The sequence below is a fragment of the Streptomyces sp. NPDC102514 genome (genome assembly GCF_055584525.1).
In genome coordinates this window covers 332,806-344,654 of sequence record NZ_JBVJLW010000014.1, presented here as the reverse complement: position 1 = coordinate 344,654, position 11,849 = coordinate 332,806, and the positions used below count along the sequence as shown (strand labels likewise).

9 protein-coding genes are annotated in these 11,849 nt (G+C 68.8%); 8 read left to right on the top strand and 1 reads right to left on the bottom strand.

The window, feature by feature from the left end; all coding sequences use genetic code 11:
* Positions 1-726: 726 nt before the first annotated feature.
* The 3 genes from ACZ60E_RS32180 (at position 727) to clpX (ending at position 3,561) form a co-directional block, all read left to right on the top strand.
* Positions 727-1,332, top strand: a complete 606-nt coding sequence (locus ACZ60E_RS32180) for an ATP-dependent Clp protease proteolytic subunit (RefSeq protein WP_107016456.1) — start codon at positions 727-729, stop codon at positions 1,330-1,332.
* Between the two features lie 101 nt (positions 1,333-1,433).
* Entirely contained in the window at positions 1,434-2,114 is a 681-nt protein-coding gene (locus tag ACZ60E_RS32175; protein ID WP_107016272.1) for an ATP-dependent Clp protease proteolytic subunit, read from the top strand.
* Between the two features lie 160 nt (positions 2,115-2,274).
* Entirely contained in the window at positions 2,275-3,561 is a 1,287-nt protein-coding gene (clpX, locus tag ACZ60E_RS32170) for an ATP-dependent Clp protease ATP-binding subunit ClpX (RefSeq protein ID WP_189777442.1), read from the top strand.
* A gap of 81 nt (positions 3,562-3,642) precedes the next feature.
* Here clpX and ACZ60E_RS32165 read toward each other — a convergent pair whose 3' ends face one another.
* A complete protein-coding gene (locus ACZ60E_RS32165) occupies positions 3,643-4,554 on the bottom strand; it encodes a hypothetical protein (RefSeq protein ID WP_469444961.1) in 912 nt (303 codons plus the stop codon).
* A gap of 135 nt (positions 4,555-4,689) precedes the next feature.
* Between ACZ60E_RS32165 and ACZ60E_RS32160 the strand changes: the two genes are divergently transcribed.
* The 5 genes from ACZ60E_RS32160 to ACZ60E_RS32140 all read left to right on the top strand — a co-directional run bounded on the left by ACZ60E_RS32160 (position 4,690) and on the right by ACZ60E_RS32140 (position 11,645).
* The gene (locus tag ACZ60E_RS32160; protein ID WP_469444957.1) at positions 4,690-7,320 is read left to right on the top strand and encodes a valine--tRNA ligase; all 2,631 of its coding nucleotides are present in this window, start codon (positions 4,690-4,692) and stop codon (positions 7,318-7,320) included.
* A gap of 182 nt (positions 7,321-7,502) precedes the next feature.
* A complete protein-coding gene (gene folC, locus ACZ60E_RS32155; RefSeq protein ID WP_384809193.1) occupies positions 7,503-9,008 on the top strand; it encodes a bifunctional tetrahydrofolate synthase/dihydrofolate synthase in 1,506 nt (501 codons plus the stop codon).
* Between the two features lie 3 nt (positions 9,009-9,011).
* Positions 9,012-9,356, top strand: coding sequence for a DUF4233 domain-containing protein (locus tag ACZ60E_RS32150; protein ID WP_469444955.1), 345 nt, complete (start codon positions 9,012-9,014; stop codon positions 9,354-9,356).
* A 485-nt stretch (positions 9,357-9,841) separates the two neighbouring features.
* Positions 9,842-10,255, top strand: coding sequence for a nucleoside-diphosphate kinase (gene ndk / locus ACZ60E_RS32145; protein ID WP_107016276.1), 414 nt, complete (start codon positions 9,842-9,844; stop codon positions 10,253-10,255).
* A 370-nt stretch (positions 10,256-10,625) separates the two neighbouring features.
* Complete coding sequence (locus tag ACZ60E_RS32140) at positions 10,626-11,645, top strand: rod shape-determining protein (protein WP_469444986.1); 1,020 nt, start codon at positions 10,626-10,628, stop codon at positions 11,643-11,645.
* Positions 11,646-11,849 lie beyond the last annotated feature (204 nt).

Here is an 11,849-nt window from a genome sequence, read left to right as displayed (position 1 = left end):
GCGCCGTTCCTCGCGCCCCTGGCGGGGCCTTTGGGGGCGCGGGGAACGGCGCGGTCAGCCCCCTCCGGGCCCGCAGTCGCGTCTGCCTTCCGAGGCACACGGGCGGGTGCGGCCCGTGGTGGGTCACCCGCGCCGTTCCTCGCGCCCCTGGCGGGGCCTTTGGGGGCGCGGGGAACGGCGCGGTCAGCCCCCTCCGGGCCCGCAGTCGCGTCTGCCTTCCGAGGTACACGGGCGGGTGCGGCTTGTGGGGGTCACCCGCGCCGTTCCTCGCGCCCCTGGCGGGGCCTTTGGGGGCGCGGGGAACGGCGCGGTCAGCCCCCACCGGGCCCGCACGCGCGTCTGCCTACCGAGGCACACGGGCGGGTGCGGCCTGTGGGGGGCGCTCGCGCACCTGAAGCGCCCCTCCGGGCCCGCAGTCGCGTGTGCCTTCCGAGGGGCATGGGGCGGGTGCGGTCCCCGGTGGGTTGCTCGCGCAGCTGCCCGCGAGGGGGCCGGGGCCGGCGAATTCCCTGCTCGACCCAGCGGAGCGCATGCGCTCACAGCGAACAGTTCCTTCTGCGGGATTCCCCGGAGGGACCCGCGCGTTAGGGTCCATGAGTACGAGGGCAGGGGAGTCCCCGGAGCCGTCCGACACGGCACGCACACGGGGTCCCACGCCCCCAGCAGAAGACGTGTAGACGGCCCGGCGCCGTCGTAAGACGAGCAGGTGGATACGTGACGAATCTGATGCCCACAGCCGCCGGCGACCCCATCGGTGGTGGCCTCGGCGACCAGGTCTACAACCGGCTGCTCGGCGAGCGGATCATCTTCCTCGGCCAGGCGGTCGACGACGACATCGCCAATAAGATCACCGCACAGTTGCTGCTCCTTGCCTCCGACCCGGAGAAGGACATCTACCTCTACATCAACAGCCCCGGCGGCTCGATCACCGCCGGCATGGCGATCTACGACACCATGCAGTACATCAAGAACGACGTGGTGACGATCGCGATGGGCATGGCGGCCTCCATGGGCCAGTTCCTGCTGAGCGCGGGCACTCCGGGCAAGCGCTTCGCGCTGCCGAACGCGGAGATCCTGATCCACCAGCCCTCGGCCGGTCTCGCCGGTTCCGCGTCGGACATCAAGATCCACGCCGAGCGGCTGCTGCACACCAAGAAGCGGATGGCGGAGCTGACCTCGTTCCACACCGGCCAGACGGTGGAGCAGGTCACCCGCGACTCGGACCGGGACCGCTGGTTCGACCCGATCGAGGCCAAGGAGTACGGCCTCATCGACGACATCATGCCCACCGCTGCCGGAATGCCGGGCGGCGGCGGTACCGGGGCGGCCTAGGACGGCTCCGCGCCGCCCGGGCGCCGGCGCAAGGCCGGTGCCAGCCGCTCCGAGACCCCAGCCGACCGCCTCAGCCCTTATCAGGCTCTTCAGGAGACACAGTGAACGACTTCCCCGGCAGCGGACTGTACGACCGCGCGCAGGCCGAGTACACGGGTCCTCGCGCGGAGTCCCGCTACGTCATCCCGCGCTTCGTCGAGCGCACCTCGCAGGGCGTGCGTGAGTACGACCCGTACGCGAAGCTGTTCGAGGAGCGCGTCATCTTCCTCGGCGTGCAGATCGACGACGCCTCCGCCAACGACGTCATGGCGCAGCTGCTGTGCCTGGAGTCGATGGACCCCGACCGTGACATCTCGGTCTACATCAACAGCCCCGGTGGCTCCTTCACGGCGCTCACCGCGATCTACGACACGATGCAGTTCGTGAAGCCGGACGTCCAGACTGTTTGCATGGGTCAGGCCGCCTCCGCCGCCGCGATCCTCCTGGCGGCCGGTACGCCGGGCAAGCGCATGGCACTTCCGAACGCGCGTGTGCTGATCCACCAGCCCTACAGCGAGACCGGCCGCGGCCAGGTGTCGGACCTTGAGATCGCCGCCAACGAGATCCTCCGGATGCGCGGTCAGCTGGAAGACATGCTGGCCAAGCACTCGACGACGCCGATCGAGAAGATCCGCGAGGACATCGAGCGCGACAAGATCCTCACGGCCGAGGACGCCCTCGCCTACGGCCTGATCGACCAGATCATCTCGACCCGGAAGATGAACAACGCCGCGGTCGCGTGACGCATCGCTGTATCGTCTGCCGCTCCTTGACGCGGTTCACGACAAAGTGAACCGCGCCAAGGGGGGCCCGAACGGGGGGCTCGGCAAGGTACCGTCGGACATAAGGCAGCACCAGGAGCCGCTGGACCTAGGCGTCTCCCAGGCGAAGGGGAAGCACACCGTGGCACGCATCGGTGACGGCGGCGATCTGCTCAAGTGCTCGTTCTGTGGCAAGAGCCAGAAGCAGGTCAAGAAGCTCATCGCAGGCCCTGGTGTGTACATCTGCGACGAGTGCATCGATCTCTGCAACGAGATCATCGAGGAAGAGCTCGCGGAGACGAGCGAGGTGCGCTGGGAGGAACTTCCCAAACCTCGCGAGATCTACGAGTTCCTCGAGGGTTACGTCGTAGGCCAGGAGTCCGCCAAGAAGGCCCTCTCGGTCGCGGTGTACAACCACTACAAGCGCGTCCAGGCCGGCGAGAACAGCGCGGGTCAGAACCGCGAGGACGCCATCGAGTTGGCGAAGTCCAACATCCTCCTGCTCGGCCCCACGGGCTCGGGCAAGACGCTGCTCGCCCAGACGCTGGCCCGCATGCTGAACGTCCCGTTCGCCATCGCGGACGCGACGGCGCTCACGGAGGCGGGGTATGTCGGCGAGGACGTCGAGAACATCCTGCTGAAGCTGATCCAGGCGGCGGACTACGACGTCAAGAAGGCCGAGACCGGCATCATCTACATCGACGAGATCGACAAGGTGGCTCGTAAGAGCGAAAACCCGTCGATCACGCGGGATGTGTCGGGCGAGGGTGTGCAGCAGGCCCTGCTCAAGATCCTGGAGGGCACCACGGCCTCCGTTCCTCCGCAGGGCGGACGCAAGCACCCGCACCAGGAGTTCATCCAGATCGACACGACGAACGTCCTGTTCATCGTGGGCGGCGCCTTCGCGGGCCTGGAGAAGCTCGTCGAGTCCCGCGCCGGTGCCAAGGGCATCGGTTTCGGCGCGACGATCCGCTCCAAGAAGGAACTCGAGGCGAAGGACCGCTTCGAGGACGTCATGCCCGAGGACCTGGTGAAGTTCGGGATGATCCCCGAGTTCATCGGCCGCCTCCCGGTCATCACGTCGGTCCACAACCTCGACCGCGAGGCCCTCCTCCAGATCCTGGTGGAGCCGCGCAACGCACTGGTGAAGCAGTACCAGCGCCTGTTCGAACTCGACGGCGTGGAGCTGGACTTCGAGCGCGAGGCCCTCGAAGCCATCGCGGACCAGGCCATCCTCCGCCAGACCGGCGCGCGCGGCCTGCGCGCCATCATGGAAGAGGTCCTCCAGGCAGTGATGTACGAGGTCCCGTCCCGCAAGGACGTGGCCCGGGTCGTCATCACCTCGGAGGTCGTCCGCTCGAACGTCAACCCGACCCTCATCCCGCGCGACGCGCGGGGCCGGGGCCCGGGCGAGCAGAAGACGGCGTAAGCGGGCCCGTACGGACGCGAGTTACGGCGAAGGGCCCCGGTCACCGACCGGGGCCCTTCGCCGTTGTGCGTCTCGCGTCGCTCACACCTTGACGCGGACCTCCTTGCGCACCTTGGCGGTGGTCTCGGCCACCTCCACCGGGTCCGAGCTCTTGCCCGCTGCGGCGTCGGAGAACTCGATGGGAAGTACGAAGCCGAGCGTGCTGTGGTCCGCCCAGGCGCAGTACGTCACGTTCATCTCCTTCGGCTCGCCCGTGCTGCCGCCGGAGTTGTCGATCTTCGCCTGCTGGCACTTCAGGACGGCGCCCTCCAGCGAGCTGGGCTCGTAGGCCTTCGAGCTGCCGACGAAGGTGACGTCCTCGTCCTTGGCGTCCTTCTCCATGAAGGCGAAGAACTCGTCCACCGCCTTCTCCGGGTCGTCGATGTCCCCGTACACCCCGCCGAAGCTGAGCAGCTTGCCGGCCAGCGGGTTGTCCTTGTCGCCCGACTGGTAGGAGGCGCTGACGTCCTTGGGGTTCTTGACACCCCAGGACTCGGCGTCCTTCAGGTCGGACTTGGACATACCGTCCCCGGCGCCCTCGCTCTTCTTGTACTCGGTGAGCAACGTCGCCGGAGTCGTCAGCTTGTGCGGGCCGTCGTCCGCGACGTCCGCGCCGCCGCCACTGCCGCCGATGATGAAGTACGCGCCCACCGCGATCGCCGCCACGACCGCCACCGAGCCGACGATCAGGCCCGTCTTCTTCTTGCCTCCGCCGGGGGGCGGGGGCACCGGGGCGCCGTACGGCGGCTGCTGGCCGTAACCGGGCTGCTGCGGCGGGACGCCGGGAGGGGCCTGCTGGGGGTACCCGTAGCCGGGCTGCGGCGGGGGAGCCTGCTGCGGGTAGCCGTGACCGGGCTGGGGGGCCTGCGGCTGCTGGCCGTAAGGACCCGGCTGACCGTACGGTCCGGGCTGCTGCGGCTGCCCGCCGTACGGGCCCGGCTGGTTGTAGCTCATTCTGGGTTCCCCTCCAGATACTTATGTGTTCCGAACATCCTCACCCAAGCCGAGGGGCGCCGGAGCGGCGGGGGCCGCACCGTTACCAAGTAATCGGGTTTCGGAGCGAGGCTGTGACACCTCTAAACTGGATGAGTGACCGACAACGCTCAGCAGCAGCCATCAGCCAACGCCCCCGAACTGCCGACCCAGTACGCGCCGGCCGAGGTAGAGGGGAAGCTGTACGAGCGCTGGGTCGAACGGGGTTACTTCGGCGCCGACGCGAACAGCGACAAGCCGCCGTACACCATCGTCATTCCGCCGCCGAACGTCACCGGGTCCCTGCACCTGGGGCATGCCTTCCAGCACACGCTCATGGACGCCCTGACCCGCCGCAAGCGCATGCAGGGGTACGAGGCGCTGTGGCTGCCCGGCATGGACCACGCCGGTATCGCCACCCAGAACAAGGTCGAGCAGCAGCTCGCCGAGGAGGGCAGGTCCCGGCAGGACCTCGGGCGCGAGGAGTTCGTCGAGCGCGTCTGGCAGTGGAAAGAGGAGTACGGCGGCAAGATCCTCGGCCAGATGCGCCGGCTCGGGGACGGTGTCGACTGGGACCGCGAGCGGTTCACCATGGACGAGGGCCTGTCCAAGGCCGTCCAGACCATCTTCAAGAAGCTGTACGACGACGAGCTGATCTACCGCGCCGAGCGGATCATCAACTGGTGTCCCCGCTGCCTGACGGCCATCTCCGACATCGAGGTGGAGTACCAGGAGGACGACGGCGAGCTCGTCTCCATCACGTACGGCGAGGGCGACGAGACCCTCGTCGTCGCCACCACGCGCGCCGAGACCATGCTCGGTGACACCGCCGTCGCCGTGCACCCCGACGACGAGCGCTACCGCCACCTCGTCGGCAAGCGCATCAAGCTGCCGCTGACCGACCGCACCATCCCGGTCGTCGCGGACAGCCACGTCGACCCCGAGTTCGGCACGGGTGCCGTCAAGGTCACCCCCGCCCACGACCCGAACGACTTCGCCATCGGCCGGCGCCACGGCCTGGAGTCGATCACGGTCATGGACGAGCGGGCGGTCATCACCGTCCACGGCCCCTTCCAGGGCCTCGACCGCTACGAGGCGCGCTCCGCCATCGTCGGCGCGCTGCGCTCGCAGGGCCGGATCGTCGCCGAGAAGCGCCCGTACGTCCACAGCGTCGGGCACTGCTCGCGCTGCCGGACCACGATCGAGCCCCGGCAGTCCCTGCAGTGGTGGGTCAAGGTCGGCCCGCTCGCACAGGCCGCCGGTGACGCGGTCCGCGACGGCCGGGTGAAGATCCACCCCGAGGACATGTCGAAGCGGTACTTCGACTGGGTCGACAACCTCAACGACTGGAACATCTCGCGCCAGCTGTGGTGGGGCCACCGCATCCCCATCTGGTACGGCCCGAACGGCGAGACGGTCTGCGTCGGCCCCGACGAGCAGCCGCCCGGCACGGAGGCCGAGGGCTGGAAGCAGGACACCGACGTCCTCGACACCTGGTTCTCGTCCGGCCTGTGGCCGTTCTCCACGCTCGGCTGGCCCGAACAGACCCCGGACCTCAAGAAGTTCTATCCGACCGACGTCCTGCTCACGGGCCACGACATCATCTTCTTCTGGGTCGCCCGGATGATGATGTTCGGTCTGTACGCGATGGACGGCGAGGTCCCCTTCAAGACCATCGCGCTGACCGGACTGGTCCGTGACGAGCGCGGCAAGAAGATGTCGAAGTCGTTCGGCAACGTCGTCGACCCGCTCGACTGGATGGACAAGTACGGCTCGGACGCCGTCCGCTTCACGCTGGCCAAGGGCGCCAACCCCGGTACGGACGTGCCGATCGGCGAGGACTGGGTCCAGGCGGCCCGTAACTTCGCCAACAAGATCTGGAACGCGACGCGGTTCGCGCTGATGAACGGCGCGACGGTCGAGGGGCCGCTGCCGGACGCGTCCGCGATGTCGGCGACGGACCGGTGGATCCTGTCCCGCCTCAACGAGACCGTCGCGGAAGTCGACGCGTACTACGAGGACTTCCAGTTCGCGAAGCTCTCCGACGCGCTGTACCACTTCGCGTGGGACGAGGTCTTCGACTGGTACGTCGAGCTGTCGAAGACGACGTTCATGGCGGGCGGGCCCGCGGCCGACGTCAGCAAGCGGGTCCTCGGCGAGGTCCTGGACGTCACGCTGCGGCTGCTGCACCCGGTCGTGCCGTTCGTCACGGAGACGCTGTGGACGACCCTCACGGGCGGTGAGTCCGTCGTGATCGCCGACTGGCCCGCGGACAGCGGTTTCCGCGACGCGGGCGCGGAGCGGGAGATCGAGGCGCTGCAGCAGGTCATCACGGAGGTGCGCCGCTTCCGTGCCGACCAGGGGCTGCAGCCGGGGCAGCGGGTGCCGGCGCGGCTGAGCCTCGACGGCACCGCGTTCGCCCCGCACGAGGCCGCCATCCGGCAGTTGCTGCGGTTGCAGCCGGAGGGGGACGAGTTCTCCGCGACGGCGACGCTGCCGGTCGCCGGGGCGTCCGTCGCGCTCGACCTGTCCGGGACGATCGATGTGGGGGCCGAGCGGAAGCGGCTCGCCAAGGATCTGGCCGCCGCGGAGAAGGAGAAGGTCGCGGCGAACGCCAAGCTCGGTAACGAGGCGTTCCTTGCGAAGGCTCCGGATCAGGTGGTCGACAAGATCCGGGGGCGGCTTGCGAAGGCCGACGAGGACATCTTGCGGCTGTCGGCTCAGCTGGACGCGTTGCCGCAGGCGTAGCTGTTCCTGAGGGCCCCGGGACCTTGATGGTCCCGGGGCCCTCGTGCGTTCGCCTTCGTCTGCGGGCCGGTGGGGGCCGTTCGCGCAGTTCCCCGCGCCCCTAAGTAAGAAGGGCTGCGCCCTTCCCGAAGAGGGCTGCGCCCTCCCACAGCGGGCGTCCGGCGGCTCCGTAGACTGGGGGTGTGAGTGAGCTTCCGCAGGACAGCAGTGGGTCCGATCCGTTCGATGCGATCGTCGAGGCCGAGACGGAGCGCGATCCCGACCTCGCCGTGATCGAGGCCGGCAGCCGCACTCTGCGTACGCAGGGCCCGGCGCCGCAGTCCGACATTCCCGCGCGCCCGGACGACCCGGAGGCCGACAAGGCGCTGCGCCAGGTCGAGACCGAGCTGGCCACGCGGTGGGGCGAGACCAAGCTGGAGCCGTCCGTGGACCGGATCTCCGCGCTCATGGACGTACTGGGGGAGCCGCAGCGCGCGTACCCCTCGATCCACATCACGGGGACCAACGGCAAGACGTCCACCGCCCGCATGATCGAGGCCCTGCTCGGCGCCTTCGAACTGCGCACCGGCCGGTACACCTCGCCGCACGTCCAGTCGATCACCGAGCGGATCAGCCTGGACGGGGCGGCGATCCCGGCCGAGCGGTTCGTGGAGACGTACGACGACATCAAGCCGTACGTCGAGATGGTCGACGCGGCGCAGGAGTTCCGTCTCTCCTTCTTCGAGGTGCTCACGGGCATGGCGTACGCGGCCTTCGCGGACGCGCCCGTCGACGTGGCCGTCGTGGAGGTCGGGATGGGCGGCAGCTGGGACGCCACCAACGTGATCGACGGGGATGTCGCCGTGGTGACCCCCATCGACCTGGACCACACGGACCGGCTCGGGAACACCCCGGGGGAGATCGCCAAGGAGAAGGCCGGGATCGTCAAGCAGGGCGCGACGGTCATCCTGGCCCAGCAGCCCGTCGACGCGGCGCAGGTGCTGCTCAAGAAGGCCGTCGAGGTCGACGCCACCGTGGCCCGTGAGGGGCTTGAGTTCGGTGTGATCAGCCGGCAGGTCGCGGTCGGCGGGCAACTGCTGACGCTGCGCGGTCTCGGCGGGGAGTACGAAGCGGTGTACATCCCGTTGCACGGGGCGTACCAGGCGCACAACGCGGCCGTGGCGCTGGCCGCCGTGGAGGCGTTCTTCGGCGTCGGGTCCCAGCGGCCCGAGGCGCTCGACATCGACACCGTCCGCAAGGCCTTCGCGTCGGTCACCTCGCCGGGCCGTCTTGAGGTCGTCCGCAAGTCGCCGACCGTCGTACTGGACGCCGCGCACAACCCGGCGGGCGCCCGCGCCACCGCCGAGGCGGTCCAGGAGGTCTTCGACTTCAGCCGGCTGATCGGTGTCGTCGGGGCGAGCGGCGACAAAAACGTACGGGGGCTGCTCGAAGCCTTCGAGCCGATCTTCACCGAGGTCGTCGTGACGCAGAACTCCAGCCACCGTGCGATGGACGCGGACGAGCTGGCGGGTATCGCCGTCGAGGTGTTCGGGGACGACCGCGTGCAGGTCGAGCCCCGGCTGGACGACGCGCTGGAGGCCGCGATCACGCTGGCCGAGGAAGAGGCCGAGTACGCGGGCGGCGGCGTCCTCGTGACCGGTTCCGTCATCACGGTCGGCGAGGCCCGGCTGCTGCTCGGAAGGGGCTGAGTCGTGCGGACGCTCTGTGCTTCGACGCTGATCGGTGAGTTCTTCGTGATCGGGTTCGCCGGGCTCGTGGCGATGAAGGATCCCGATCTGTCCATGGCCACGGTCTGGACGGTGTGCGGGGTCGCGATGCTGCTGTGCGTGCTCCTGTGCGGGGTGATCACGCGGTCGGGGGGTGTGCAGCTGGGCTGGGGGCTGCAGGTGCTGCTGATCGCGAGCGGGTTCGTGGTGCCGGTGATGTTCTTCCTCGGAGCGGTTTTCGCTGCGCTGTGGTGGGCGTCGGTGCACTTCGGGCGGAAGGTGGAGGAGGCGAAGGCGCGGTTTGCTGCGCAGGCGGCGGCTGGTGGGTAGTCCGGGTTCCGCCCTTTCCTCGGGGTTCCCCCGGGCCCCTCTGGTCCTCAGGCGCCGGACGGGCTTCATCGCTGCGGGTGCGGGTGCGGGTCCGGTGGGGGCCGTTTGCGCAGTTCCCCGCGCCCCTGAAGGGCCCCTCCGGGGCCGCGACCGTGTCTGCCGAGGGTGGTGCGTTGGCGGGTGCGGGTCCGGTGGGGGTCGGCCGCGCAGTTCCCCGCGCCCCTGAAAAGCCGGGCTCCGCCCGAGCTTTTCACCCCACCCACGCGACCTGCGGCCCACCTGCGGGGCCAGCCTTTCAGCCCGGCCCCGCGCCCTCCAGCCTGCGGTGCCCCTGTCTTTCAGCCCGTCCGGCGTTTGAGGACAAGCGCGTCAGCGCGCACCGGGCCGGGGGCGGAGCCCCGGTACGGGGGCGGGGGCGGAGGCCCCTGGGGTGTGGGCTGTAGCCTCGGGGGTCTTGTATCTGTGACCCTGAAGGAGCCACCACCGTGAGCCAGCGCACCCTCGTCCTTCTCAAGCCCGACGCGGTCCGTCGCGGCCTGACCGGCGAGATCATCAGCCGTATCGAGCGCAAGGCCGGCTGGCAGATCACCGCGCTGGAGCTGCGCACCCTGGACCAGGAGACGCTGGAGCAGCACTACGGCGAGCACAAGGGCAAGCCCTTCTACGAGCCGCTGGTCACCTTCATGGCGTCCGGCCCGGTCGTGGCGCTGGTCGTCGAGGGCGAGCGGGTCATCGAGGGCGTACGGGCGCTCGCGGGTCCGACCGACCCGATCGCCGCCGCGCCCGGCTCCATCCGCGGTGACTTCGGTGTGATCGTCCGCGAGAACCTGATCCACGCCTCCGACTCCGAGGAGTCCTCCGAGCGCGAGCTGAAGATCTTCTTCCCCGGTCTGGCCTGACCGTCCCACCGTCCGGGGCCGCCTCGCCCGGAGGCGGCCCCGGACGCGGTGAAAATCTTGTGAAGCGAAAATCCCCTGAAGCTTTGTCAGGCAGGTAGCGTCTGACCTGCGGCCCGCCCACAATGGGACGCACAATGAGGGCCGTCTGCGGGCATATGCGTGCCGATCGGGGGAACGCGTTCCCCCGATGGCCCGTCTCCACAAGCGAGGCGGCGCGTCATCTGCTGACAATGGCGAAGACCCTCGCGCAGTGTCCGTGCAGGCGAGACTACGATGGAAGCCTTCACGTCACAGCGCTCACCCTCGCCATCCTGAAAAGCCATCAAAAGCTCCACTTGGGAAGGCCAGACGAATCCTGATGGGGAACTCAATGTCGTTCATCGGCCGTGACATGGCTGTCGACCTCGGGACCGCCAACACGCTGGTGTACGTCAGGGGTCGCGGGATCGTACTCAACGAGCCGTCCGTCGTCGCGATCAACACCAACACCGGTGGCATCCTCGCGGTCGGCGCGGAAGCGAAGAAGATGATCGGGCGGACGCCGGGCAACATCGTTGCCGTGCGCCCGCTGAAGGACGGTGTCATCGCCGACTTCGAGATCACCGAGCGCATGCTCCGCTACTTCATCCTGAAGATCCACAAGCGGCGCTACCTTGCCCGTCCTCGCGTCGTCGTCTGCGTGCCCTCGGGCATCACGGGCGTCGAGCGCCGTGCCGTCATCGAGGCGTCGTCCCAGGCCGGCGCCCGCCAGGTGCACATCATCGAGGAGCCCATGGCCGCGGCCATCGGTTCCGGCCTGCCGGTCCACGAGGCCACGGGCAACATGGTGGTCGACATCGGCGGCGGCACCACCGAGGTCGCGGTCATCTCGCTCGGCGGAATCGTCACGGCACAGTCCATCCGCGTCGCCGGCGACGAGCTGGACCAGGCGATCATCCAGCACATCAAGAAGGAGTACTCGCTCCTTCTCGGTGAGCGGACGGCCGAGCAGATCAAGATCACGATCGGTTCCGCGTACGACCTCGACAATGACGAACACACCGAAATCCGCGGCCGGGATCTTGTCTCCGGCCTTCCGAAGACCGTGGTCATCTCGGCGGCCGAAGTGCGCAAGGCCATCGAGGAACCGGTCAACTCGATCATCGACGCCGTCAAGACCACCCTCGACAAGTGCCCGCCGGAGCTGTCCGGCGACGTCATGGACCGCGGGATCGTCCTCACCGGCGGCGGCGCCCTGCTGCGCGGCCTCGACGAGCGGCTGCGCCGCGAGACGGGCATGCCGATCCATATCGCCGAGGACCCGCTGGACAGCGTGGCGCTCGGCGCCGGCAAGTGCGTGGAGGAATTCGAGGCGCTCCAGCAGGTGCTGGACGCCCAGCCGCGCAGATGACGTAACTCTTCGATTCCGCCGTACGAGATGATCCCTTCTCGCACGGCGGATCGTTGCTATTGAGGCATAAGCTCCCCCATAACACCCGCGGGTTCTTCCCGACGGTGCGCCGATCGGGCGTTCCTGGGTTTCTTCGGGGTTTCCAGGGTTCTCCGGACCCTCGGGACCCTGTTGGGTGAGTCATACATGAATCCCGACGAGGAA